The organism is uncultured Gilvimarinus sp. (assembly GCF_963972205.1).
Taxonomy (GTDB): Bacteria; Pseudomonadota; Gammaproteobacteria; order Pseudomonadales; family Cellvibrionaceae; genus Gilvimarinus; species Gilvimarinus japonicus.
In genome coordinates, this window is the sequence record NZ_CAXAUC010000002.1 from 504827 (window position 1) to 529691 (window position 24865).

Annotated in this window: 20 protein-coding genes; 10 read left to right on the forward strand and 10 right to left on the reverse strand. The window is 53.7% G+C overall.

Annotation, left to right across the window (positions count from 1 at the left end; genetic code table 11):
- Positions 1–400 precede the first annotated feature (400 nt).
- The gene (locus AACY82_RS06695) at positions 401–2509 is read right to left on the reverse strand and encodes a TonB-dependent receptor (RefSeq protein ID WP_339616009.1); all 2109 of its coding nucleotides are present in this window, start codon (positions 2507–2509) and stop codon (positions 401–403) included.
- 135 nt (positions 2510–2644) lie between these two features.
- Here AACY82_RS06695 and AACY82_RS06700 point away from each other — a divergent pair, with 135 nt between their 5' ends.
- The 4 genes from AACY82_RS06700 (at position 2645) to AACY82_RS06715 (ending at position 7210) form a co-directional block, all read left to right on the forward strand.
- Positions 2645–3700, forward strand: a complete 1056-nt coding sequence (locus AACY82_RS06700; protein WP_339616010.1) for a PepSY-associated TM helix domain-containing protein — start codon at positions 2645–2647, stop codon at positions 3698–3700.
- Between the two features lie 96 nt (positions 3701–3796).
- Complete coding sequence (locus AACY82_RS06705; protein ID WP_339616011.1) at positions 3797–4258, forward strand: NfeD family protein; 462 nt, start codon at positions 3797–3799, stop codon at positions 4256–4258.
- 16 nt (positions 4259–4274) lie between these two features.
- A complete protein-coding gene (locus tag AACY82_RS06710; RefSeq protein WP_339616012.1) occupies positions 4275–5126 on the forward strand; it encodes an SPFH domain-containing protein in 852 nt (283 codons plus the stop codon).
- A gap of 32 nt (positions 5127–5158) precedes the next feature.
- The gene (locus AACY82_RS06715) at positions 5159–7210 is read left to right on the forward strand and encodes a PAS domain-containing protein (RefSeq protein WP_339616013.1); all 2052 of its coding nucleotides are present in this window, start codon (positions 5159–5161) and stop codon (positions 7208–7210) included.
- On the opposite strand, the gene AACY82_RS06720 is transcribed toward AACY82_RS06715, so the two are convergent.
- From AACY82_RS06720 to AACY82_RS06735, 4 genes are all read right to left on the reverse strand, one after another.
- A complete protein-coding gene (locus AACY82_RS06720) occupies positions 7182–7949 on the reverse strand; it encodes an alpha/beta hydrolase (protein ID WP_339616014.1) in 768 nt (255 codons plus the stop codon). The two genes, AACY82_RS06715 and AACY82_RS06720, sit on opposite strands and share 29 nt — an antisense overlap.
- Positions 7950–8069: 120 nt before the next feature.
- Entirely contained in the window at positions 8070–8651 is a 582-nt protein-coding gene (locus AACY82_RS06725) for a DUF1415 domain-containing protein (protein ID WP_339616015.1), read from the reverse strand.
- 92 nt (positions 8652–8743) lie between these two features.
- Positions 8744–9208 carry a hypothetical protein gene (locus AACY82_RS06730; protein WP_339616016.1) on the reverse strand — a complete coding sequence of 155 codons (465 nt, stop codon included), beginning with the start codon at positions 9206–9208 and terminating at the stop codon, positions 8744–8746.
- A 21-nt stretch (positions 9209–9229) separates the two neighbouring features.
- Positions 9230–9778 carry a flavodoxin gene (locus tag AACY82_RS06735; protein ID WP_339616017.1) on the reverse strand — a complete coding sequence of 183 codons (549 nt, stop codon included), beginning with the start codon at positions 9776–9778 and terminating at the stop codon, positions 9230–9232.
- 135 nt (positions 9779–9913) lie between these two features.
- Here AACY82_RS06735 and recQ point away from each other — a divergent pair, with 135 nt between their 5' ends.
- Positions 9914–12064: a DNA helicase RecQ gene (gene recQ, locus AACY82_RS06740; protein WP_339616018.1), complete on the forward strand. Its 2151-nt coding sequence runs from the start codon at positions 9914–9916 to the stop codon at positions 12062–12064.
- Between the two features lie 56 nt (positions 12065–12120).
- Here recQ and AACY82_RS06745 read toward each other — a convergent pair whose 3' ends face one another.
- The 3 genes from AACY82_RS06745 to AACY82_RS06755 form a co-directional block, all read right to left on the reverse strand.
- The gene (locus tag AACY82_RS06745) at positions 12121–14262 is read right to left on the reverse strand and encodes a methyl-accepting chemotaxis protein (RefSeq protein WP_339616019.1); all 2142 of its coding nucleotides are present in this window, start codon (positions 14260–14262) and stop codon (positions 12121–12123) included.
- A gap of 219 nt (positions 14263–14481) precedes the next feature.
- On the reverse strand, positions 14482–15267 hold the full coding sequence (locus tag AACY82_RS06750) for a hypothetical protein (RefSeq protein WP_339616020.1): 786 nt from the start codon (positions 15265–15267) through the stop codon (positions 14482–14484).
- Positions 15268–15326: 59 nt separating this feature from the next.
- Positions 15327–16721, reverse strand: a complete 1395-nt coding sequence (locus AACY82_RS06755) for a carbohydrate-binding protein (protein ID WP_339616021.1) — start codon at positions 16719–16721, stop codon at positions 15327–15329.
- A gap of 389 nt (positions 16722–17110) precedes the next feature.
- Between AACY82_RS06755 and AACY82_RS06760 the strand changes: the two genes are divergently transcribed.
- From AACY82_RS06760 to AACY82_RS06770, 3 genes are all read left to right on the forward strand, one after another.
- Positions 17111–17419 (forward strand): PAS domain-containing protein, encoded by a 309-nt coding sequence (locus AACY82_RS06760; RefSeq protein ID WP_339616022.1) that lies wholly within the window; start codon positions 17111–17113, stop codon positions 17417–17419.
- Positions 17394–18056 carry a GGDEF domain-containing protein gene (locus tag AACY82_RS06765; RefSeq protein WP_339616023.1) on the forward strand — a complete coding sequence of 221 codons (663 nt, stop codon included), beginning with the start codon at positions 17394–17396 and terminating at the stop codon, positions 18054–18056. Before AACY82_RS06760 ends, AACY82_RS06765 begins: the two co-directional genes overlap by 26 nt.
- Before the next feature lie 66 nt (positions 18057–18122).
- The gene (locus AACY82_RS06770) at positions 18123–18476 is read left to right on the forward strand and encodes a YnfA family protein (protein WP_339616024.1); all 354 of its coding nucleotides are present in this window, start codon (positions 18123–18125) and stop codon (positions 18474–18476) included.
- A gap of 92 nt (positions 18477–18568) precedes the next feature.
- Here the strand turns inward: AACY82_RS06770 and AACY82_RS06775 are convergent, their stop codons facing one another.
- Positions 18569–21673 carry a glycoside hydrolase family 9 protein gene (locus tag AACY82_RS06775; RefSeq protein ID WP_339616072.1) on the reverse strand — a complete coding sequence of 1035 codons (3105 nt, stop codon included), beginning with the start codon at positions 21671–21673 and terminating at the stop codon, positions 18569–18571.
- 495 nt (positions 21674–22168) lie between these two features.
- On the opposite strand from AACY82_RS06775, the gene AACY82_RS06780 reads away from it, so the two are divergent.
- Positions 22169–22684 (forward strand): disulfide bond formation protein B, encoded by a 516-nt coding sequence (locus AACY82_RS06780; protein WP_339616025.1) that lies wholly within the window; start codon positions 22169–22171, stop codon positions 22682–22684.
- Between the two features lie 43 nt (positions 22685–22727).
- On the opposite strand, the gene AACY82_RS06785 is transcribed toward AACY82_RS06780, so the two are convergent.
- Entirely contained in the window at positions 22728–23540 is an 813-nt protein-coding gene (locus AACY82_RS06785) for a protocatechuate dioxygenase (protein WP_339616026.1), read from the reverse strand.
- 395 nt (positions 23541–23935) lie between these two features.
- Here AACY82_RS06785 and AACY82_RS06790 point away from each other — a divergent pair, with 395 nt between their 5' ends.
- Positions 23936–24853: an alpha/beta hydrolase gene (locus AACY82_RS06790; RefSeq protein ID WP_339616027.1), complete on the forward strand. Its 918-nt coding sequence runs from the start codon at positions 23936–23938 to the stop codon at positions 24851–24853.
- The last annotated feature ends 12 nt before the right edge of the window (positions 24854–24865 follow it).

A 24865-nucleotide genomic window follows, 5' to 3' on the forward strand; every position in this document is an offset into this window, starting at 1 on the left:
CAAAGCTTTTTTGCTAGGCCAGATGAGTTGCACCATGATGGTAGGGAGTACGCGTGGAATATAGAGTGGGGCCGTAGCGATAGTTTGCACGAGCACGGCAACCTATATAACCCTTTTGGGTAGTCTAGACTTGTCGATGAGCCTAGCCCGGCTCTATCGATTCCTGCAAGTTCTGGATTTTTATAGCTTATCTGGCTGCGACGACAGCTAAAACCTCAGTAGCGCAGCAGGTGATGTGGGATTATTGTCTTACAATACCCAAAGAGCTATTTGTCGAGTGAGTGCCGAGAGACATAAGCACAGATATTCTCTTGGGTTTATTGAGCAGGTCACTGCCCGTATCACATTAGTAGCGATGGCCGCTAACCAAAGGCCTCCCACCAAGGGAGGCCTTTTTGCGTTAGAACCGGTAGGTATAACCCAGGCTAACCGTGCGGCCGCGGCCGGCAAAGTATCGCTCGTTATTAGTTTGTGCTTGCGAGTAGTAGGTAATGTACTCTTCGTTGGTTAGGTTTTGCACGCTGGCTTGCAGTTGGCCGTTACCCACCATCCAAGTGGCGGTGATATCGAGCAAGGTGTAACCATCAAAGTCGGCGTAGCTTTCGCCCACGGCGTTTTGGTAATCGCGGTCGAGTAAGTTGCTGGCTTGCACTCGTGTGTCAAAATCTGAGGTCCACTGTTGTGACCAAAACAGGTTGATGCGCTCGGGCGAAATATTAGTGGCATCCAAGTCGGTATCCACCGAGCCATCGGCATCTGAGTCGTACTCGCCGGTGGGGTTAGAGTAGGCGATACCAACGCTTGAGTCGCTAGTGAATGACCAGGTGGCGCTGGCTTCAATACCGTCGATTTCGGTTTTCTCGCGTTTTACATCAAATATGCCATCGGCGTTCATGGCTAGGCGCGAGCCGTAATCGGAGTCGGATTGGTAGTAACTTACCTCTAAGTTTAAGTTGCCTGCGTCGTATTCGATACCCAGTTCGCGGTTATCGGTAACGATGGGCACTAAGTTTAAGAAGGACTCAACCGATTGGTTTGGCTCGTTAATGCCGCGCAGTACTCGGCCAACGTCGGGCATAGATGACCCTTCAGAGACGTTACCAAAAATACGTAGAGCATCGGTGATTTCGTAGGTAAAGCCAAGGTTGTATAGCGTCTCGTTAAACGAAGGTGAGCCTCCCTCGACAAACTGGCTGCCATAACTGTAAAGCGTGGTGAAATCGTCTACGTCCAGCTTGGAGCTTTCATAGCGCAAACCACCAGTGACCACTAAGTGGTCGACGCCGGTAAATTCTAGTTGGGCGTAGGGCGCAATGTTTTTGTAGTTGGTGGGCGGTACCCAAGCGCGCCCGCTTTGCACCAGCACCTGCTGCGTTTCATCTTGTAAGGCATCAAACCCCCACACCACGTTAACGGGCGCGCCGGCGATTTTGTCGCGGGCCATAGTGAGTTTAAAGCCCACTTTCTCAGATTCATTTTGCGACTGGTCATAAAAGTTGTCGCCGTACGCGGGGTCATAAAAAGTACCAAACGTACCGCCGCCGAAGGTAGCAGCAAAATCTTGGTAAAATAATTGAGCGTGTACGCTGTGGCCCCACAGCTCGTCTTTACGATAATCCAAACTCACCGTAGTGACATCGTTGGTCGGTGCTTTGCCGGGTACCGTGCCGGGCTCGGAAGAGGTCGGAATACCGTTGGCAACGTCGCCGGCTACCGTGATCCAGTCGCCGTTGCCCTCGATGTTAAAGTTGTTCACCATCAAATGCAGCGATTGGCCGTCGCCGCGGTAGCCGGTTTTTAAAAAGAAATCGCGGCTTTCGCTGTCCATGGTGTCGCCCTGAGTGGTGTCCACCCCGATGATGTCACCATTGGCATCGGTAAAAATACCACTGTCGCGCACACTGGCACTGAAGGCGAGGTCCCAGCGGCCAAACGCATCGGCAAAGCTGTAACCCAGGCCAGTGCTTAGGGCGTCGGAATCGTAATCGGTGGGTGCATTGACGTCTATATGAAACGATTGCTCGCGACTTTCTACCGGTTTTTTCGTGATTAAGTTAATAATACCGCCCGAGGCGCCCATGCCGTGTACGGCGTTGGCGCCGTGGATCACCTCAATACGTTCGATCATCGCCGGGTCTAGGGTCAAGCCATCGCGCGAGCCGTCGCGCAGGGGGTTAGATTGCGGTACGCCATCAATTAGGTACAGCGGGCTGCGTCCGCGCAAGGTCTCGCCCGAGCCAGTCATTTTTTGCCGGCTGGGGGTAAACCCCGGTACTAAGTTACCCAGTACGGTCGATAAGTCGTAACTCACCGCCAACTGCTGGTCTAGCGCGATTTTGTTAATCACTGTCACGGTGTTGGGGATCGAGCTGATGGGCTTAGCGGTACGCGAGGCCGTGACGATCATCTCCTCCAGCTGTGGCTCGTTGTCCGCCTGCTGGGCAAAGGCGAGCGTGCTTAGGCTGGCAAGCGTTAGCAGCGGGACGAGTTGGTGGCGAGTGTGTATCATCGAAAACCTCGAATAAGTGAGTTAAAATAAGGATGCAGATGATAGTGTTTCTCATTATAATTGACAACCCAAATCGCCAATGTTGTAGCCTAATCGCCCACCATTCACTGTAAAGCTGGCAAAAGATAATAGTTGATGAAAAAGCCCACGTTATTGGCCCTACACCGTTATATAGGCTTATTGGCCGGCGTATTCTTTGTGATTACCGCGCTTACTGGCGTGATACTTATTTATAAACAGTCACTGCTGTTGGCGTATTACCCAGCGTTGGCGGCGCAAGACCACGCCACGTTACCTAATGACGCGGCGATTACCACTGTGCTAGAGCAGCTGGGGCGCGCCCAAGACCCGGCCGTGCGCCGGGTGCGTATGCCCACAGATGACTGGCCCTTTTATGCAGTGAGTTACCGCGACGGCGCTTATCATTACTTAAGCGCGACTGGCGAGGTATTGGTGCGCTCTGAGGCTCAGTTTGACCCGATTGCCTTTATTTTTGATTTGCACGCTCATTGGTTGGGGGGGCACACCGGTGAGCGTATCAGCGGCTATGTTCATTTGGCGGTATTGGTGCTGTTAATCACCGGTATTTATGCTTGGTGGCCGCGACGTTGGCGCAAGGCGCTGCATTTTGCCGTGAAAGGCAGCGCTATAAAAATCCATTACAGTTGGCACCGTACTCTGGGGGCCCTGAGCGCGTTACTACTGATTGTGGCGGTGGCTACCGGGGTGATGATGGTGTTTTATACCGAGGTACGCAGTGTGCTGGTGGCGACTTTGGGCGGCGAGCCACCAAGCGTCGAACGCACTGTGACGGGAGAGGGGCCCTGGCAAAGTTGGCCCGATTTGTACGCGGCTATTGCTAATACCTTGCCCGAGGGGCAATTGCGTTCGGTGAGTTTTCCGGCCGAGCCGAACCAGGCGATCAGCGCGCGCAAGCGTATGCCCGGCGAATGGCATCAACACGGTCGCAGCTTTGTTTACGTTAACCCATACACCGCTGAGGCTTACGCTCAATCGGACGCCCGTGACGCGGGGCTGGGGTTGGCACTGATGCAAAAAGTGTATCCGCTGCATTCCGCTGCGGTAGGCGGGCCCCTCTATTGGGTGGCGCTGAGCGTAGGCTCGGGCGCGGTGCTTATTTTGTTTGTCACCGGGGTGTATGTGTGGTGGTGGCGCCGTAAGCACCGTTAGGTTGCCGTATAAACTGCTGGCGTGTATTTCCCTTCCATTAGGTTATACTTGCTTGGCTTATGGGACGGTTGCGTTATTAACGCACAAGGAGATTTTATGGAGACGTGGCTGGAGTCGGGCCTGTTGGCGTGGCACTGGGTTGTCATTGGTTTTTTGCTGGCGGCGCTTGAGATATTACTGCCCAGTTTTTTTATGCTGTGGCTTGGCGTAAGTGCGATTGCCGTGGGCTTGGTAACCTTGTTTGTACCTATGGCGCTGGCGTGGCAGCTGCTATTGTGGGCGGCATTGTCACTGTCTTGTCTGGTGGCCTGGTTTAAATTTGTCGCCCCGAAAATGCAAGATAAAACCCGCTCGGGCATGGCGCATGAGTCGATGGTGGGCAAAGTGGCCACCGTGCTTGATTATCATACCGCCACCAGCCGGGGCCAGCTGCGTTTCTCGGCGCCGGTGCTGGGCGAAGACGAATGGCGCTTTATTTGTGAGCAGCCACTTAAACCGGGCGACCGGGTGTGCGTGATTGATTTTTCAGGTAACGATTTAATCGTTAAACCGCAATAACAACAAGGAGTATGTCATGGATGCATTAATTACCGCCGGGGCTATTGTCGCCGTCGCACTGATCGTTATTACCCGAGGGGTCCGGATTGTGCCGCAGGGGCGCAAAGATGTTGTGCAGCGTTTGGGCCGCTATCACCAAACACTCACCCCCGGTTTAAATTTAATCATTCCGTTTTTTGATACCGTTGCTTACAAAGTAACGACGAAAGATATTGTGCTCGATATCCCCTCGCAAGATGTGATTACCCAAGATAACGCCGTGATTATTGCCAATGCGGTGGCGTACATTAATATCGTTAGTCCCGAAAAGTCAGTGTATGGGGTTGAGGATTATATTATCGCGATTCAAAACCTGATCCAGACATCGCTGCGTTCCATTATTGGCGAGATGGCATTGGACTCGGCATTGTCCTCACGGGATCAGATTAAAACCCGTTTAAAAGATTCGATCTCGGACGATATTGCCGATTGGGGCATTATTTTAAAAACGGTCGAAATCCAAGACATCAACCCCTCAACCACTATGCAGCAGGCCATGGAAGAGCAGGCCGCGGCCGAGCGTCAGCGCCGGGCGGCAGTGACCAAGGCGGAGGGTGAAAAACAAGCCGCTATTTTAGAGGCCGATGGTCGGCTAGAGGCCTCACGTCGCGACGCTGAGGCAAAAATTGTCTTGGCCGACGCCTCGGCCCGCGCCATTAAGGTGGTTACCGAATCGGTTGCCGGGGGCGATGAACTGCCGGTTATGTACTTGTTGGGTGAAAAGTATATCGAATCGATAGGCGACCTATCGCAGTCGGAGAACTCCAAAACCGTGGTGTACCCAGCGGATTTGGCGAATGCCTTTAAAGGAATGTTTGGCCGGCAGTAGCTGTAACGTTTATACCTAAGAGGATACCGGCGGTGGCAAGGTGGTTAGATTTTTTTCGTCAGGACTTGCCGCCGTTAGGCTATAACCTTGACTGGCAGCCCGCGCTTATTGGGGCGCAGGTGATCGCCGATGCCTTATTGGCATTATCTTTTTTTGCCATTGCAATAGGGCTGCTGGTTTTCCGTCGCAAGCGTCGCGACTTGCGTTATCCGCGGTTGGTTACGCTGTTTGCGCTGTTTATTTTACTGTGTGGCTTTAACCATAGCTTTCGCATTTATACCGTTTGGGTGGGCAGCTTTGGCAGCCATGTGGTTCTCTCTGGGGTAACCGCCATCGTGGCTGTAGCCACCGCACTGGGTTTGTTGTGGATTATCCCCAAGGCCTTGGTCATCCCCAGCATGGCGCAATTGCGTCAGGCAATGGAGACGGCTAACAATGAAAAGCTAGAGCGCCTTGAACTTAAAGCGCGCTATGACGCCGAATACAATTTGCGTGAATCGGCCAATGCCTCGCCGCTGGGGTTAATGGTTATCGACAGCCTCGGTCAGGTCACCATGGCCAACAGTGCCTCTAGCCATTTGTTTGGATACGCCGATGGTGAATTGGTGGGGCAAACCATTGATACGGTGATCGACTTTAGTGCCCAGGGTGGCGCCCGCGATACCCTAGAGGCGTTTTTCTCTCCAGATGCCGCGACCCCGGCTAACCTATCAGAATGTGTAGCGCAGGGTATTCATCGTAGCGGCAGTCATATTCCCATAGAGGTTAAATTGGTACGGCGCGATCACGTCGCGGGCGTTCAGGTGTTTGCCTCGGTGATGGATATTTCTGAGCGGTTGGCGCAGCAGCAGAAGCTAGAGGCCATTAATAATCGCTTAGAGCGTATCACCTCGGCGACTCATGAAGGTCTGTGGGAATGGCAGGTGGGGGAGGATTTACTCTGGTGGTCCCCCGCGTTTTGGCAATTGTTAGGCTATCAGCGCGAGCCGACCGATATCACCATGAGCCTGTGGGAGGCGCACATTGCGCCCAATCATCAAGCGCTATTTTTTGATGAGCTGGATCGTAATATTCCCACGGGTGGCGTGTTTGATATCGAGTTTGTCGGGGTGACCGTCGCGCGAGAAGCTCGTTGGTTTCGTGTCCATGGTAAATGCCTTGGCAATCAAGCTGACGGTAACCGCCTGATGTGCGGCACCTTGGAGGATATCCAACAGCGCAAAGATATGGAGCTGAGTCTGTCGGAAAAAAACCAGCTGCTTGAGTCTATCTTTACCGGTACCAGCTACGGTGTGTTTGTACTCGACTGCTTAAGCGATGGGCAAGTGTTGTATAAAGCGGTGAACCCCGCCATAGAAAAGTCGTTGGGTATTTCGTCGCAAGAGCTTGTGGGGAAATCAACACGGGCGCTAGCGCCCGATACCCTGCCGCAGGCGATGGCCGAGCAAATCGATTCACGTTATCAGCGTTGCCGGCAAACCGGGCGGCCTATGTCCTACATCGAGAGTTTTCCGCTGCGCGGCAAGCAAACCTGGTGGAAGACGTCACTTTACCCGCTGATGAATGATTTGGGTGAGATCTATCGTATTATTGGCTCGTCGGCCGACGTCACCGATTTAAAAGACGCTGAAAATAAACTGGCCGAGAGTGAGCGCTTTTTGCAAACCGTCGTCGATTTGGCGATCTGTGGTTTGTATATTTACGATTTACCCAGCCAGAGTAATACGTTCGTCAATCAGCAGTACACCAAGTTGACGGGCTATACCAAAGAGGATCTCAACGCGATTGACGATCTGTCGATATTGTTTCACCCCGATGAAATTGACAGTATTAATGCGCAAGTCGAAAAAGCATTAAGTTTGAGCGGGCCCAGCTTTTTAGAAATGGAGTACCGTTTTTGGCATAAAGAGGGCTACTGGATTTGGTGCTACGCGTTTGACGCGGTGTACTCCCGGGACGAAAGAGGACGCCCTAAGCAGCTGCTGGGTACCTTTATTGATATTACTCAGATCAAACATTACTCGGAGCAGCTGCGTACGATTAGCGAGAATAAATCTACTGCTCTACCACTAGATAGCGACTAGCCCATGCGGCCAGCACCGCCGCCACATAGTTAGCGTCGTTGCGGTTGCTTAACAGGTGGTCGGCATTGTCTAGCGACACAAAGCTTTTGGGGTGGCGGGCGGCGTTGTATATGCGTGCGGCCTCACCAATGTTAACGGTTTGGTCGGCGGGCGAATGAAAAATAAGCAGCGGTTTGTTTAAGTCGTTAAGGGTTACTTCTAGTGGCCACTTTTCTAAATCTTCTAAAAGGTCGGCGCCGATGGCAAACTCCCGGCCGCCAATGTTTACCGGTGCGCTGCCCTGCGCGCGTATATCGCACGCCTGATTGGCAAACAGATGTTGCACATGTTGCGGCGTAGCGGGCGCGGCAATCGTGGCGACGGCATCGATACTGGCAATACGCTTTGCAGCAATCAACGCGGCGGCCCCACCCAGGCTGTGGCCAATCATCAAGCGCGGCGCTTGGTAGTGCTCGGCGAGAAACTCCGCGGCCGATTCTAAATCGGTAAGGTTACTGCTAAAAGTGGTGTTGGCAAAGTCGCCATCGCTGCCACCTAGCCCGGTAAAATCAAAACGCAATACACCAATGCCTTTGTCCGCTAACGCACCGGCGATGCGCGATGCCGCGACCACATCTTTGCCGCAGGTAAAGCAGTGGGCAAACAGGGCCACCGCTTGCAACGGTGTTTCGGGTAACTCAAGGGCGCCCGCTAGGGTGTGACCATCGCGATTAGTAAATTCAACTTGCTTACGAGCCATTGCGGTCTCCGAATGTAATGCGTGCTAGATGATGTGGTTGTTTAACCCCTGTGGGACGTTAACAGTTATGGGGTAGGGCCGATAGGGTAATTGACAACTCCATCACCGGCGCTAAACAGGTTAGTCCGCTTTCGGTGTTAAATAGTGAAACAGGGTGGCAACCTCTTGCTCGCTTAAGCGTTCCATGCGTTCGATGTTGCGCTCGGGGATCGCGTCAGTATTCGCGCCGTTATCGATGGCGGCCGTTAAACTCTGCTCGCGCAAGAGGTGTAAAATCGGGTAGGGCGAGCGATTGGTTAAATTGCTGCGATCGTTAAAGTCGGTGTCTGAGAACTGATAGTCGGGGTGAAAATTGGCAACCTGATACACCCCAAGCAGGCCTTGCTTATTAAGCCAGCTCTCGGCTTGTTGCACGGTGATAGTGTAAAAATAAAAGTCATCAAAGCCCTCGGGTAGTATCAACAGCGTCGTTTCAAGCTCGTTAATATCGCTCGAGTCCAGCCGGGCTACTTCAGCCGCGAGTACTTCAAATAAGCCAAGGCCCTGGGTCTCATCAAACACCGTAAAGCGAATGCGATTGTGCTTGGCGGGTTGGTGGGCAAACGGGCACAGGTTTAAGCCCAGTACCAGGCTCTCGAACCAGTGCTGTGTATTTGCAATAACTGCGGCTTGCGCTGCTGCCTCCAACTGTTTGTACCTCACCCTTTATCGTGGCGGGCGGTCAGTTGCCCTGTGGAGCAGCACTATAGCTGCCCCGTTAAGGGTTAGGCAATGGGCAAGCGGTACTAGCAGGCTTAGTGGCGTGTTTGTTTGTGTGCGTCGTCCATAGCCAGTAACACCTCCATCCATTCGTCAACGTCAGCCAGCGGTGAGAAGGCGATATCGATTAGAGGTGCCAACATGGTTTGCAGCGGCGCGGGGGCGTAATGCGGCGCTAAACGCTGTTCTACTAGCGCTATCATGGCGCCTAGATCCGGCTCGTGACGACTTTTGCGTAACGTGTAGCTCAGCTCAATGGCACTGCGTAAATAGCGCTCGGTCGCTTGTTTGCTGGTGTCGTCGTGGCGCAGCAAAATATCAGCCGCTTCAAATGCGGTGCCACATACCGGAACGGCCTCGTCCCAGCGTTGTTGGCCGATATAGCCCCGTGCCATAGCGCGCAACTTACAATATAGCCGTTTGCTTTGCTCTGGGTTGTGAAGGGCGAGAGCCCGGTGTTTGTCGCACAAAAATTGTTTATTGCTTGCGTGCTTTATCATGGGGCTCTCCTGGGTTGTAGGTTATGCCGCGTTGGTTTGCTGGTATTGTTTGATAATTTGCTCGGTCCAGCGCTCGATACGCTCGTCGGTCAGCTCGAATTGCTGATCGTCGTCGATGGCGAGGCCGCAAAATTCGGTTTTCTCGGCGTTAACGGCTAGGGACTCATCGTAGGTATAGCCTTCGGTAGAGCAGTGGCCAATTACGGTTGCGCCGGCTTTTAGCACCCGCTCGTTGAGCCAGCCCATCGCATCGACAAAGTAATAACCGTAACCCAGCTGATCGCCAAGACCGTACAAAGCCACCGTCTTACCGGTAAGCTTGGTGGCTAAAATCTCGTCTTCAAAGTTCTCCCAGTCCTCTTGAATACCGCCAAAATCCCACGTGGGAATCCCCATAATGATGAAGTCGAACTCTTCAATTTGTTCGGGAGAGGCATCGGTAACATTCAGCATCTCGACCACCACACCGTGAGCGGCGAGGCTGGTAGAGATTTTGTCGCCGACTTCCTCGGTGTTGCCGGTATCGGTGCCAAAAATAAGGCCGACATTGGCGTTGCTTAGGTCGATCATAGTGGGAATCCTCGGTTTATCTGCTAATCTTTAAATACATTAATGCAAATAATAACAATTATCAATAGTGTTTGAGGGTGTGTTTGCGGTGGATGTCTCATTCGTGAGGCGGGCTAAAACTGCTAAACTCCCCCCATGAATCAAATCGCCTTACAAACACTGCAAAACACCTTTGGTTACGAGGCCTTCCGAGGTCCGCAGGCTGAAATTATCGATACCGTCATCGCCGGGCAGGATGCCTTGGTGCTAATGCCCACCGGGGGCGGCAAATCGCTGTGTTACCAGATACCGGCGCTTGTGCGTGAAGGGGTGGCGATCATCGTCTCGCCGTTGATCGCGCTGATGCAAGATCAGGTTAACGCCTTGGCGCAGCTGGGTATCAGCGCCGCCTACTTAAACTCTAGCCTCGCGTTTGATGAAGTGCGGGCCATCGAGCAGGGCTTGCGTCAGGGCGAGATAAAAATCCTCTATGTGGCCCCCGAGCGCTTAATTCAGCCGCGCACCTTAGATATGCTGCACGAGCTACCGCTGGCGTTGTTCGCTATTGATGAAGCCCACTGTGTGTCTCAGTGGGGGCACGATTTTCGCTCGGATTACCTGCAGTTAAGTTTGTTGCATCAGCAATTTCCGCAAGTGCCTCGGGTGGCGCTAACGGCCACCGCCGATGATCGCACCCGTGCCGAAATTATTACCCGTTTGCAGTTAGAAGAGGCCGCGCAGTTTGTCAGTGGTTTTGACCGGCCCAATATTCAGTACCGCATTGAGCAAAAACAAGATGCGCGCCAACAGTTGCTGCGCTTTTTGCACAACGAGCATCCCGGTGATGCCGGTATTGTTTACTGCTTATCGCGCCGCAAAGTCGATGACACCGCCGAGTGGCTAAGCAAGCAAGGCTTTACCGCGCTGCCGTATCACGCCGGCCTGTCGGCGGCCACCCGTAAAACCCACCAAGAGCGTTTTTTACGTGAAGATGGCGTGATAATTGTCGCCACCATTGCTTTTGGCATGGGTATCGATAAACCCGATGTGCGCTTTGTGGCGCATCTGGATTTGCCCAAGAGTATTGAGGCGTATTACCAAGAGACGGGTCGCGCCGGTCGCGACGGACAAAGTGCGACCGCCTGGATGGCGTACGGTGTGCAGGATGTTTTAAAGCTTAAGCAGATGATGAGTCAGTCGCAAGGCTCGGACGATCACAAGCGCACCGAAAACCACAAGCTCGATGCCATGCTTGGCTTGTGTGAGATTACTACGTGCCGGCGCCAGGCGCTGCTGGCCTATTTTGGCGAGCGCGACCACGCCCCCTGCAACAATTGCGACACCTGCTTAACCCCGCCACAAACCTTTGATGGCACCGTTGTCGCGCAAAAGGCGTTAAGTTGCTGTTATCGCACCGGCCAGCGTTTTGGGGTGAATCATTTAATTGATGTGCTGCTGGGCAAAGCCAATACCAAAGTCGAGCAGTTTGGCCACGAAAAGCTCAGCACCTTTGGTATTGGTGTTGAGCTGGATGTTAATCAGTGGCGCTCGGTGTTTAGGCAGTTGGCGGCGCGGGGCATTATCGAGGTGGACGTGGCCGGCTACGGGGGGTTGTTGCTCACCGAAAAGTGCCGCGCCTTATTAAAAGGCCAAGAGAGTATCGAGCTCAGAAAAGACATTAAAACCACCAGTACCGGCAAAAAAGCTCGCAGCAATGCCGGCGGCTCATTGGCCGGGCCGGATAAAGTGCTGTGGGAGTCACTGCGCGAGCTGCGTAAACGTTTGGCGGCCGAGCAAGATATTCCTCCTTATATGATTTTTCACGATGCCACCCTCATGGAGGTAGTGAGTCATCAGCCGCAAAGTTTGGATGCCTTGGGGCGCATCTCCGGCGTGGGCGCCAGTAAGCTGGAACACTATGGTGAAGATTTTGTGGCTGCGGTCACCGCCCATGTCGAGAGCTTAGCCGATTACGCCGGCAGCGCCGAGAATGTCCGGGCCACCGAGCATGAAACGTTTGCGTTGTTTAAAGCCGGTATGGATATTCCTGCTATCGCGCGCCAACGGGAGCTGACCGAAACGACGGTGTTTACCCACTTGGCCGGGTTGATAGAACAGGGCCAACTGCAAGTGGCCGAAGTGGTCGAGCTGCCGCAACCAGAGCTGGACGCTATTGTGGATGTGATGCTCGCCCACGACGACGAACCTTTTAAGCTAAAACCGGTATTCGACGCACTCGAAGGCGTGTATGCGTATGGCGTGTTGCGCTGTGTTAGGGCGGGCGTGGTGCGGGAGATGGCGGGGTAGACTTTACTATTGTCGCTGGCGGAGTGCGAACGAGCATCCGCCAGCGCTTTGGCTTTTTAGGTTTTTAGTGACGCCAACTGTTCATCCAGCTGCGCCATAACCACTTCTAATTCCACCCCAGCATTATTACTTTCGCGGGTCATATCGGCGAGCGTTGTCGCGGCATCGCCGATGATGGTGAGGTTGCGGCTGATCTCTTCACTCACCGAGCTTTGCTCTTCGGCGGCGGTGGCGACTTGAGCAATGTTGTCGGCAATCGAGTTAACATCTTCTACCACTGACGACAGCTCGTTAAACGATGATTGGGTGTCGCTCATGGCGAGACCGGCTTTGTCGGTGCCGCTGGCGATAACCTCTACGGCTTTGTCCACGCCATCTTTTAAGCTGCTAATAAGTTCGTTGATCTCGTTGGTGCTGTGGTGTGTTTTAGAGGCAAGGTTGCGCACTTCATCGGCTACTACGGCAAAACCGCGGCCCTGCTCGCCAGCGCGGGCGGCCTCGATGGCGGCATTGAGCGCGAGTAGGTTGGTTTGCTCGGCGACGGCGCGAATGACATCTAAGATGCGGCCGATATCTTCGGTGCGCTTTGCGACATCGCTAATACGCGCGGAGGCTTGCTGCATATCATCGCTCAATTCTTTAACGTGCTGCACCGAGCCCGATAACGCCTCGCGTGAGGCGATAACTGTGTTTAAAGCGGTGGTGGCGTTATCCGATACTTGTACCGCGAGCTGCGACACCCCCGAGGCAGTTTGCGACATCTCGTTAGTGGCGGTTACCACGGAGTCGATCTCGCGCTGCTGTTGGTAAGTGGCGCTGGCCGATTGATTGTTGATTGCTTGAATCTGCGAGGCGGAGCCTTTTGCTTTGGTGCCAATCTGTTTGATCTCGTCGATCATATGGCGCAGCTTAGAGATAAACCGATTAAAGCCGTCGCTGAGTGAGATCAGCTCGGCGTGGGTATCGATCTCGATATTTTTACGTAAATCGCCGTCTTGGCTGGCAAGGTTTTGCATGCGGGCGTCAAGGCTGCGGATCGGCTGCACAATCGAGCGCACCAACAGCAATAACAGCAACATGATAATCGCGGTAACTACCAGTGCGGTAATGATCTCGCCGGTGAGCATGGTCGAGATGTTATCGTCCATAGTGGCGATTAAGGTGTTGGTAGACGCCTGCACGACGGCTTCGGGCAGCTCAATCAGCAGTGACCAGGTGGTGTTTGAAGGCGCGATGGTAACCGGGTAGGCGACATAGTAGGTGCCATTGTGTAACCAGGTTTTGTCGGCGCGGTTATGAAGATTTTGTAGCTGGCTATCGTAGTTGTCCATTGCCTCTTTTAAGGGGCGGGTTAGAGCGTCTTGGTAGCTATTGGAGCTGACCACTAAGCCTTGTTCGCTCACCAGAGTAATGCGGCTTTTGCCTTGGTAAAGCTCGCTACCCAATGCCTCGATCAAGCGTTGAATCACGGGTAAGTTGATGTCGATTCCGACCACGCCTTTAAAATCACCGGCCACCACAACCGGGTTGATAAGGCTGGTCATTAACTCGCTGTAACCTTCGGATATTTCGTAAAAATAGGGCTCCATGGTGCAGGGCTTTTTCGTGTCGCGGGCGCACAAATACCACTCGGCCTCGCGCTGGCCAAATTCATTTTTTTCGTCAGCGTATTTTTCGCTGGCGTCAAGGACCCGCTCTTGGGCGATGTTGCCGTTTTGGTCGCGAATCCAGTAGATCTCCAGGCCACCGGTACTGGGTACGGTGTGAATCGCGTCGCTGCCGATGAGCTCTTGGTCGCGGCCGTCGTATGCATTCGCTTCGTATTGCGAGTAGAGCGCGCTGATATCTTGGTGTTTACTCAGAGCAATTTGCAGTTGCTCGTTGACTTGCTCTCGGGTCAGGCGGGTTTCCGGGTGGGCAATGCTCCAGGCCATTGCGTCTGCCAAACCGCCCGAGACTCGATACAAACTGTTGATATAGCTGGAGACTTGGTTGCCAAGGTTGGCCGCCTCGCTCGATACGCGCCCGAGCACTTCTTGCTCCATACTGGCGCGGGTCTGCTGGGTGATGGCACTTTTCATCGTGCCTAGCTGAATCAAAAGCTGAGCAATCAGGAGTATTAACAGTGTTATAAAAGCCACTGCAATAACCCCTAGCAGCTTGGCTTTAATCGAACGCTCGCGGATCAGCGATAACATAACCCTTCCTCGGATCTGTGTGATTGCTAAAGGCAACCTATAGTGCCCCTCATGCTGAGGGCAGTTGAAATTTGGCGTTGTTTACCACCATTAGCATAGCTGAATATGCCGTGGATGCTTAGTAAGCAGGTTGAGTTATGGGCTTATCGGCCGCCGATAAAAATAATTAAGGGAAGGGGAAAAGCGGCTTGGTAGCCGCTGGGTTTATTGTTGCCGCCGCTAGTGCGCGATGGGCACTGGTTGCGGTTTGACATCTGCCGGTATAATCGCGTCGGTCTGGCCTTCGGGTACCTTAAACAGTGAGGCGCTGGAGGCGATCCAGCCGGCGTCGCCGTGAGCTTGCAGTTGGTAATTACCGTCGGGGGTGTCGAGCCCGCCTAAGGTGAGGGTGTCACTCTGGGTGAAACTGACTTGGTAGGTCTGCCCATCGTTACCGTTAATGGTGCCATACCAGCTAATGCTGTCGTAGTCGTGTTTTTCGGTGCGATTAATGTTGACGGTGTACTGCTCGCCGGTTTCATCGATATTCACGCTAACCTGATCGCCCGGCATGAGGGTTTCGAGCTTTAGCGGATCGAACGAGATAATTTGGCGGCCGTCGTTCAGAGCTTCGGCATCAAGCGGCAAGTCGTCGAGATTGTCGGGGGTCTCATTGCTCCATGCGCTGTCACGTTGCACGGCGGCGCGAACTTCGGCCGGATCAAAGATGCGGTCTGGGCGGCGCGATTGCATTTTACTGAGGCGCTCTGCCAGTGGGGTGGTAGCTTGCGCTGTTTTATTGGCGGCGGTATCAGCGGCTTTTGGCTCAGGGTTAACATTGTCGGATAAAGCCGAATGGCCGGTGGTTGCGGCGCTGGGTGCGATCTTACCGGAGCCAGGTGCGTTGGTTGCGGTATTAGGCGATGGGTTTTCGGCAGTGGTGTTTAGTGTGCCGGTATCGAGCGCAAACCAGAGGCCGGCGGTGATAACAAGTAATAGGCAAAGCGCCATAAGTGGTTTGTTCATACAGCTCCCTCAAGGTTAATAAATATACCCCGCGCCATTAGCGGCGCGGGGTACTCTGCTTACTGGCGAATGCGCAACCAGTTAAGGTTCCAGCCGCCCGCTTGGGCAAATACGCCAAAGTTGTAAGTGCCGGCGTTGATGTACACGGTGTGCGACACGGTGGTCCAGTTTTGCCAGCCGCCGGTGGCGGGTACATTAAGCTCGCCCAACAAGGTGGCGCCGCCGTTTAAATCCAGTGACAAACGGCCACCGCTGGGGCTGGCGACCCGATACTCGATGGTATAATTGCCTGAGCTGGGGATGTTGATGCCGTTGTAGGCCATCCAGTCGTTGCTATCAATCCAACCCACGTTTTGTCCGCCGCCGGCATCGGTGGTGTTCTCGAGCTGCACGCCGGCCATAGCCGCGTAGTTTTCAGCTTGAATGGTTTGGTTAAAACCGCTGACCGTCGAGACGCGCAATGAGCTGACATCGTCGTTAAAGCCTTCGTTATCCAGGCAGTTGTCATCGCCGGTGCGAGTGAGCATATTGCCGGTAAAGTTATCGTGCTGGAACAGCTCGACTTTATAGCCCTGCTGCACGCGGACCGATGAAATATCGTCGTTGATAATGCCTTTGGCCATGAGCTGGCCTAACGTGTAATTGCCCGGTGTAAGCCCGACGTTATAACCGCCGTAGTTGCAGTGCTGGGCAAGCTGTACCGGCCCGCTGGTGCCAGCGGTGGCCCGGAAACCGGCGATCTCATCGCGCACATTGTGAATGGCGAGTGCCGCGTAAGCCTCTTGCGGGTGACCCACCGGCAAACCACAAGGGTAGCCGCGACAAATAAGGTTGGGGTTAGAGAAACGATTTACCCGCGTGGTGTTAAACACCCCTTCGTAGGCCATCACATCCACAAACACGTTTTGTACGCCGTAACCGACCCCGTAACCAAAGCGTGCACCACCGGTGTCACCTTGCTTGCGCGAGTGGTTAACACCCATGTTGTGGCCCAGCTCGTGCAGCATTACCATCGGCCCACAGCCGGGGTGTACCACGTTAAAGGTCCAGTTGGCATCTACCGCCACATAGCCAACGCCACAGGCGCCGGTGCTGTGCATCTGCGAGACAAAATCGGCGCCCAGCTGATTGCGCAGATTGGCAACGTTGCCATTTAGGCGAATATTGTTGAGTACCTCGCCCTGATTGGCACCGCCTTGTTCGTTGTGGCGCACGCCCACCAAGCGCAGTTGCACGTCAATTTGGCTGTCGGCGTAGGCGGCGTTCATCTGGTTGACCCAGTTATTCATGGCGGTTTGCGGATCGCCGCCAAAGTAACCGGCGGAGTAGTTATCGTACAGCACCAGTAAGTCGACAGTAGCGGCTTGAGTGTTGCCGGCAACGGTGGCACCGGCAAGTACCAGAGCGGTGGCGCAGTAACGCTTGAGCGCACCGAGTGTGTGTGAAAGCTTCATAGCGATGACCCTTATTGATTATTGGTATGTACCGGGGGACGACCCGCCGGTTGTTCCTGATGCGGCGTCGCTGCCTGTGTTGGCCGCGGCGCCAGCTCAATGACCTTACGCTTTGTAATCGGCTGTGGCGTCACACTTTGGCTAAAGCGTAACAAGTGACGGGAGTTGGCGGGCAAAGTGTGACAACGTTGACAAAAAGTGATTATCAGAGCGCCGCAACACGTCGGTTAGGTCCCGTGTTGGTGGGCTCTTGTTTGGCGCGTAATGCCGCGTAATAGACTAGAATAAGCAAATGCTGCTATACCGTTAACATTGACTATAAACCTGATTTCACAAACGAGACGATGCTTGTGTGCCGCGTACCGTTACCATAAGCTTTGGGTGAGAGAATGCCTACTCTGACACGTAAACCTGCCTTTAAGCACTCGGTTGAATTTGACCGGTCATTACTCAGAGCGATTCAAGAAGCCTCACCGGACGCCATTTTGGTGGTTAATGGGCAGGGCGAGATTGTGTCGTTTAACCAGCGCTTTTTAGATATGTGGCAAATTGACACCGCTTACGTTAAGCAGCATCAGCGTGCTGATGGATCGGTGCCGGAAGATAAGTTAATGGCGCCCGCTCTGCAGCTGCTGGCGTCACGCGGAGGCGTTCTTAAACCGTGTTCAGCAGTTGTACGAGCGGCCAGAGGAGGTTGACCTGTGCGACGTCGAGCTGGTGGACGGCCGGGTTTTGGAGCGCAATAGTGTAGGTTTGCAAAATGATGCGGGCGACTACCTAGGAAGAGTATGGTTTTTTCGCGATATCACCTCGCACAAGTTGTTAGAGTCGAGCTTACGTCATATTGCCTGCGTTGATACGCTTACCGGAGAAATGAACCGACGCCACTTTTTAGAGTGCGCTAATGCCGAGTTTGAGCTGGCGCGCGAACAGCAGTATCCGCTGGCAATTGTCATGATCGACTTGGATCATTTTAAAAAAATTAATGATTGTTATGGTCATGCAGCAGGCGACAAAGTGCTGGAGTCCACTTGCAAGCGCTGGCGTGCCATCTTGCGTAGTAACGATTTATTGGGCCGGGTGGGTGGCGAAGAGTTTGCTATTTTATTGCCCAACAGTGATTTAGGCGCGACGCGAGCCGTGGCGCAACGGTTGTGTCAATCGATGACCGGCACGCCGTTTAACCTTGATGGCAATGAGGTGTATTGCTCTATAAGTGCAGGAACGACGCTGGCTACAGCGGAGGATGAATCAGTTAAAGATACGTTATTGCGTGCCGATGCGGCTTTATACCGTGCCAAGCGCGCGGGTCGCAATTGTATCGAAGTTGCGTGAGTGCCATGGTTTACCGCGACGGAAAAATCGAGCGCGGTGAAAAATTGATGAGTGGATAGAAGGTGTATGATCTTGCCAGATTTGCCGGTAACTGTATTGCGGACGCTGGGTTTGTTTGTCATTACCGCGGTGGCAGAGATTGTCGGTTGCTATTTACCTTATTTGTGGCTGCGCGAGGGCAAAACCATTTGGTTGCTGCTGCCTAGCGCCTTAAGTTTGGCGGCGTTTGCGTGGTTGTTGTCACTGCACCCGACGGCTGCTGGGAGGGTGTATGCGGCTTATGGTGGGGTGTATATTTTTGTCGCCATTATGTGGCTCTGGTGGGTCGATGGCGTTAAGCCTACGCTCTGGGACATATTGGGGGTGTCGGTCGCGCTGGTGGGGATGGCCATTATTATGTTTGCCCCGCGCCCGGCGTAGTTCTTTTTAAAAAAAGCCGGCACATTTCTGTGCCGGCCTGATCCGATGTTAAATCGGCGCTGTGTTTACAGCGTTATTTTAGTTTGCTTAGCTTAGTCTCCGCAGACACTGCCGCTAACGGCAGGCACTACGGCGTTAGCCGAGCCTTTGTTAACTTGAAAGCCAAACTCGGTGGACTGTCCCGGAGCAATGGTGCCGTTCCAACCTAGGTTGCTCGCGGTGTGTGGGTTTGAGCCCGTCACGTTGGCATTCCAGGTGTTCACCAAAGCCGAGCCGTCACTGTAGCTCCAGTTAACGCTCCAACCATTAATAGCGCTGGTGCCGCTATTGGTGATGCGAATCAACCCGGTGTAGCCGCTGTTCCATTCGTTGGTCACAACATACTCACACTGACCGCCGCCGGTTGCTTCTTCGACAGTGACGTTAGTGGTGACTGAGTCGGTATCAGTGCCATCGTTGGCGGTTAAAGTGACGGTGTAGTTGCCGGCGCTGGCGTAGCTCGCGCTGGCCGTGGCACCGCTGGCGGTTTGACCGTTGCCTAAATCCCAGGCAAAGCTCAGGTTGTCGCCATCTGGATCGGCCGAGCAGCTGGCGTCCAGGTTAACCGTTTGGCCCACACCTACAGTGACATTGGCTTGATCAACACAGGCCACTGGGGGCGTGTTTACCGGCTCACTTACCGCGGTCAAGGTAATGCTGTCAGGCGTGCCTACCTCGGTGCCGTTGTCGTCCAGCGCGCTTAAGCTAACGGTAAAATCACCGACGGAGCTAGGTGCAGTAAGAACCACACTGTCGCCATTGTTAACGTCGGTAATCACCATGTCGTTTACGCTTACCCGCACGCCGTCGGCGTTGGCAAGATTAAACTGCACGGTAAAGTCAGCGCCCAGTTCTACCTCGGTGCCATTGGCGGGTGAGCTAATGGCAACCGAGGGCACTAACTCGGCCTCGACGGTGATATCCACCACGGCCGGCTCGGACACACCGCCGGCGTTGTCGGTCACCGTATAGGTCAGGCTGTCACTGCCGCTAAAGCCATCGTCCGGGGTGTAAGTGAGGTTGGCGCCGGTGCCGCTTAAGGTACCGCTGGCAGGAGCGCCAGTGACGTTGTATTGCGCCACGCTACCGTCACTGTCGGCGCCTTGCAGCTCAATAGCGACGGCGGTTTCAAACGCGGTGGTTACGTTTAAATCGCTGGCCGTGGGCAAACAGTTAACGCCGCTGGTGCCGCCGCAACCGCCGCCGGGCTCTTCACCGCTTAGCAAACCGTCGTCACCATAAACCGGAATGCTGTCTGATGGATAACCATATTGCTCACTGGGGTTGCTGTAAGCTGCCATCCACGACGGGTCGTTGCTGTTGTCCCAGATGTTGACGCCGGTGGGTAGCGATGCGCGGAACTGCACTTCACGGCGGTGCGCCGATTGTCCGCCCGGGAAGATCACATCGCCTGCAAAACTAACCTCGGCGTAGTAAATATGATCGGCCGGGTCGCCCCACACATGTGGGCCGGTAACGCTACTGGCTTGCGAGTAAGCGGTAGTGATGGTCACGTCATTGGCGGTGTAGCCCGCGTCGTAAACCTCGCTTAAATCGTAAAAGTAACGAAAGTACAAGTCATCGCGACCTTGCGCCGGTGTCGTGCTGCGGTTTTGTATAACGCTGCGAATCTCGACGTGGCCCGCACCCGAGCTATTGATGGTGGCGCCCACTAAGTACTCTTCCTGCTCGGGCTCTGCCGGCGGGAACTGCGATTCGGGCAGCGGGTTGCCGCCGTAATCGTTGTAGAGCGCGGCAACGGCACTGGTAAAGCCCGAGTTATAGTCCACCGCCACTTCGTTCATGACGTAGTCACCACGATCTTCGGTGTAGTTGGTGTCGGCATCGGGGCCGGCGACTACAGCGCCATACAGGATGTGTCGCTGCTGCTCGGGCACTTGTAGGCTGTCGGCCCACGAGCCGTGTGAGCCGCGGTGATGCACATTGGTTGGGTAGTCATTGCCGTAACCGATTAAAAAGCTGCGGTTAGCGGGGTTTTCGCCCAATATATAATCGATTTGGGTGACGCCGAAATCTTGATAGCGGCTGTACAGCGGATCGGTCTCACCCAAAGCATCGGCGTAATACAGCGATAGATAGGCGATGTTGGCCGCGTAACGGTTAACACCCCAGCCCGAACCATCAACCACAACGATACCGCCAGGGGTGCGCTTGCCTGCGCCAATACTCCAGTGATCGAGGTAGCGCTGTGCGTCGGCATGGTAGCGCTCATCCCCCAAAAGTGATGCCATCATCACGTACACGGCATAAGCTTTGTCGTTCCAGCCCAGAGACCATGTGTACACTGGTGTGTCGGATTGGTTCTCGCTCCCCATCTGGCCGTAGTAGCCAAGGGCTTTATCTAGGTAATCGTTATCGCCGGTAGCGCGCCACATCCACAGTGCGCCCCAAGCCATTTCGTCCCAGTAAACGCCGTAGGTCGAGTTGTAAAACGCTTTGGCATCGGTAATGCAATTAGAGTAAGCATTGTCGGTGCCATCGGTGCCGGTGGTTTGCTCGGCAAAGGCAAATAACTCTTCGGCATGGCTTAAGAGTGTCGCGGCGTAAGCCGAGTCTGTCTGCTCAAATACCATCGACGAGGACGCCATGGCCGCCGCCGTTTCGGCCGCTAAATCTGGGCCTGGGCAGCTTAAGTCAATTTTCATTGACTGCCGAGAGTTGGGAATTTTGTGGTGAACAACCTCGGCAGGCCCCCAAAATGTATGGTCCGCCGAGCCAACACCTACCTGGCCGTACAATACATTGGGTGATGGGTGCGCGTTGATAAAGTAGTCGTTAACAAAGCGCAAGTTGTTAAGTATGTGCTCGAGCTGACCTGAGTCTTCATAGGCTTGGCGGTAATCTACCGCGCCCCACGCCAGTAACGTCGTGGTAGCGGCCATGGGAAAGCCGAACTTTACATGGTCGCCGGCGTCAAACCAGCCGCCGCGTAAATCCAGGCCAACGTCATCGCCGTCGGTCGGGGTCGAATCACCGCGCCAGGGAACGCGGTTCCACTCGGGCAGTGGGCCGGCTTGCTGGGCCTCGTAAAAGTAAATCGACTTCTGCAGCGCCTCGCCATAGTTTTGTGTTTGTGCGTGACTGGTATGGGATGTCAGCGCTGTCAAAACGAGCGTAGCGCTGGCGGTTAGTGAGATGAATTTCACAGGGAACTCTCCTTGCTGATAAGCCTTGCTGTTATAGTTTGTTGATCGCGCAACCGTGGCGCTCTGTAAATAATGCGAGTTGGTTGCTGCAATCATCGAGCTTTTGTCTCAAGCGGCTTTGCTTTTGGGGCAGATGGGCAGGACTGCCGACAACGTCGCTTGAGTTTTCCAGTGTGCGGTACGAAAAAACGCAGCGCAGCACCAGCGGCGTATTGTGACCAGTAAGTTGCGGTTATGAATGTGAGAGCATTCACGGAAAACTGACTAAAAATGCGCCCGATGATTTGCTTGTTAATATTTGAAGTGAGCAGCGATCATTTGATTGCGATTGGTTATACTAGTGGCGCGTGGATTTCCGTTAACGTTAAACCTACGTACGATGGAAATAAGCAAAAAATTAAAAAGCAATCCCCACACAATAGCCGCGTCACCAAGGCGCCTTTTTGTAAGTTTTTAGCGTTGAATGTCTAAGGAATTGTCATGTTAATGAACCCGATATCCCGTTTACTGCAGAGCGCTCAATGCCGCAATTTTTGGTTGGCGGTGGCCGCGTTAATGGTGGTTTTGGAGGCCGGTGCTTTGTTGTTTCAGCACGTATGGCAATACTACCCGTGCGAGGTATGTATTTACGTGCGCGTGTGGGTGATGGCATTGTTCTTCGTATCGCTGTTAGCGTTGCTGTTAAAAAGTCACTGGTGGGGGCGGTTGGTAAGCGCGGTGGGTGGTTTGGCGCTGTCGATTGGCCTGGGCAATGAAAGCTGGAACCTGATTAAAATTGAATATGGGGTAGGCGATGGCGGCAGCTGTGCGTTTATGGCTAATTTTCCGGCGTGGGCCCCTTTAGATAAATGGCTTCCCTCAGTGTTTGAGGTACAGGGGCTGTGCCAGGCAACACCCGAAATTGCCTTGGGCGTTACCATGACCCACGTATTGGTTGTGGTGAGCGCGGGCTTAATCGCGTTGTTTAGTTTGGCGGTCATCGGCGTTTTACTGCGTAAGTGATAACGCCGATTGCGCTTTTGCCGAACACGATTGTGTTAGTAGTCTAGGGCGCCGCGATACCTACCGTAAGTGTCGCGGTAAAACCATCCTCTACGGAGCCACTCACGTTGACCATTTGGCTGTCAGTGCCATCGGCAAAAATACTGTCTTGCGCAATCGAGCTGACCGAGTTGTTTGGTTCGCGATTACGGTAGAGCGATGAGTTGTACACCGCGTCGGTGGTTTCCGCTGGAAAAGCTAACTGCGAGGTGGCCGTCGCCACAGAGGCCGTGTCATTGTATAAAAACACTTGGAAGTGAATGTGAGTCATTCGCCCGGCGTACCAGCCGGGATATATGGTGTGAAACGTCACCTCACCCTTGACGTTAACATCTTGAATGCCGCGGCAAAAAGTTGCACCACGGGTGTCGCTTGCCGATTGGGCGTAGCCCGAGTACAGACCGTCTTTATCACAGTGCCACACGTAAAAAGACGCGTAGGGGAAAGGCTCGCAATCATGGTTAATATCCACTAGCTTAAACTTAAGCGTCAGGGGTACACCGGTTTTTTCCTCGTTGATTTTGCCGCGCACGTACGTTGAATTACTAAGCACTACAGAGAGCGGGTAGGGCCCTTCGGTTTCTGAAGGGATTAATACACAGCTACCATCCCCTGTGGCTATGGATGAACCGGAGCTTGCTCCTCCGCAGCCGCTTATTGTCCCCAGCCCGGCTAGGGAGGCGCCAAAGGCGCTAAGGGCGCGGCGCCGACTAAACTGAGCCGGACTGGCAAGTGGTGTTGCTACCGCCGCCGGTGATGGCGCGTTGCAGAAGACGGTTGTCTGTTGAATAATTTTATTCTGTGGGGTGTTGTTCATAATCACACTCGTTGTTGTTAAGGGTAAGTGAGCCCATGTAATGACAGCTCAAGAGCGACGATAAAACCTAGGGCGCGGTAGCGGTACAGGCGTTATGGAGGGCGAGAAATATTAATTGTTCCAAATATGCGCTGAAGTTTACATTGGGATACATTCGCCATACAAAAGCGATACAAGAACGAATCAGTGTTAATGTTTAATGTGTTGTGTCGGATTTTTTATTCTAAAAATTAAAAAGCTACTCAGCAGAAATTCAGTGAGGCCACATTCTCACACATCTAAATACGGAGGCCTTTATGGCTATCAATAATATTTATAGGGTTGGTATTTTTACTGGCACAAGGTCCCTGCTGGGTCGGACTTTAAAAGTCGGTTTGCTCTTATGGGCGACCGTTATGGCGATTGCTTGCTCAACGTCGTCAAGGGTAGACGACCTTGGTTCAGGCTTTGATCAAAGCCCCACTGTGTATCCGCTGTATAAAGCCGAGGAGTCCAGTGGTATTCCCAACGCTCGTGCGAGTGTTGACTTAGAAACCGTTCGTGACCCGGCCAACCCGGATACATTTTTAATGCAGGTAACACTGCCTACCATGACCGCCTACTTACCCGATGCCTCAGTGGCGACGGGTACCGCAGTGGTTATTTGCCCCGGTGGCGGTTATCGCGGTGTCTCGATAGTAAAGGAGGGCTACGATATCGCCCAGCGCTTTAATCGCGAAGGCATCGCCGCTTTTGTGCTTAAGTATCGTGACCCACTGGATGCAACCATGGCTGACAAAAAAATTGGCCCGCTGCAAGACGTGCAGCAAGCTATTGGTCTAGTGCGCGAGAACGCCGCGCGCTGGAACATTGACGCCAATAAAGTGGGGGTGATGGGTTTTTCCGCCGGGGGACATTTGGCTTCGTCGGCGGCGGTGCATTATAACGATCCGGTACTAGAGCGCTGGCAAGCCGCTGATCTGCGGCCGAACTTTCAGGTGTTGGTGTATCCGGTGGTTAGTTTTACCGGCGAGGTTGCCCATAAAGGTTCGCGTACTAATTTGCTTGGTGAAAATTTTAATGCTCAGTGGCAGCAGTATTTTTCGAATGAAACACAGGTAACTGAGGCGACGCCGCCGGCATTTTTAGTGCACGCGGGTGATGATGGTTCCGTTCCGGTAGAAAACTCGCTGGATTACTACCGAGCATTAAAAAGTAACAGTGTGAGTGCCGGTATGTTGATTTTGCCCAACGGCGGGCACGGCTTTGGTATGCGCAACCCCATCGATTGGTTTGCGACTATGAATCAGTGGTTGCAAGAGGAGGGGTTTTAAAAAATCTTGCGG

Excerpts from the sequence above, each read along its gene's own strand:
- AACY82_RS06730 (WP_339616016.1), bottom strand. The coding sequence starts at position 9,208 with ATGATAAAGCACGCAAGCAATAAACAATTTTTGTGCGACAAACACCGG.
- AACY82_RS06745 (WP_339616019.1), bottom strand. The coding sequence starts at position 14,262 with ATGTTATCGCTGATCCGCGAGCGTTCGATTAAAGCCAAGCTGCTAGGG.
- AACY82_RS06755 (WP_339616021.1), bottom strand. The coding sequence starts at position 16,721 with ATGAAGCTTTCACACACACTCGGTGCGCTCAAGCGTTACTGCGCCACC.
- AACY82_RS06735 (WP_339616017.1), bottom strand. The coding sequence starts at position 9,778 with ATGATCGACCTAAGCAACGCCAATGTCGGCCTTATTTTTGGCACCGAT.
- AACY82_RS06695 (WP_339616009.1), bottom strand. The coding sequence starts at position 2,509 with ATGATACACACTCGCCACCAACTCGTCCCGCTGCTAACGCTTGCCAGC.
- AACY82_RS06785 (WP_339616026.1), bottom strand. The coding sequence starts at position 23,540 with ATGAACAACACCCCACAGAATAAAATTATTCAACAGACAACCGTCTTC.
- AACY82_RS06720 (WP_339616014.1), bottom strand. The coding sequence starts at position 7,949 with ATGGCTCGTAAGCAAGTTGAATTTACTAATCGCGATGGTCACACCCTA.
- AACY82_RS06710 (WP_339616012.1), top strand. The coding sequence starts at position 4,275 with ATGGATGCATTAATTACCGCCGGGGCTATTGTCGCCGTCGCACTGATC.
- AACY82_RS06760 (WP_339616022.1), top strand. The coding sequence starts at position 17,111 with ATGCCTACTCTGACACGTAAACCTGCCTTTAAGCACTCGGTTGAATTT.
- AACY82_RS06780 (WP_339616025.1), top strand. The coding sequence starts at position 22,169 with ATGAACCCGATATCCCGTTTACTGCAGAGCGCTCAATGCCGCAATTTT.
- AACY82_RS06790 (WP_339616027.1), top strand. The coding sequence starts at position 23,936 with ATGGCGATTGCTTGCTCAACGTCGTCAAGGGTAGACGACCTTGGTTCA.
- recQ (WP_339616018.1), top strand. The coding sequence starts at position 9,914 with ATGAATCAAATCGCCTTACAAACACTGCAAAACACCTTTGGTTACGAG.
- AACY82_RS06705 (WP_339616011.1), top strand. The coding sequence starts at position 3,797 with ATGGAGACGTGGCTGGAGTCGGGCCTGTTGGCGTGGCACTGGGTTGTC.
- AACY82_RS06770 (WP_339616024.1), top strand. The coding sequence starts at position 18,123 with ATGATCTTGCCAGATTTGCCGGTAACTGTATTGCGGACGCTGGGTTTG.
- AACY82_RS06700 (WP_339616010.1), top strand. The coding sequence starts at position 2,645 with ATGAAAAAGCCCACGTTATTGGCCCTACACCGTTATATAGGCTTATTG.
- AACY82_RS06750 (WP_339616020.1), bottom strand. The coding sequence starts at position 15,267 with ATGAACAAACCACTTATGGCGCTTTGCCTATTACTTGTTATCACCGCC.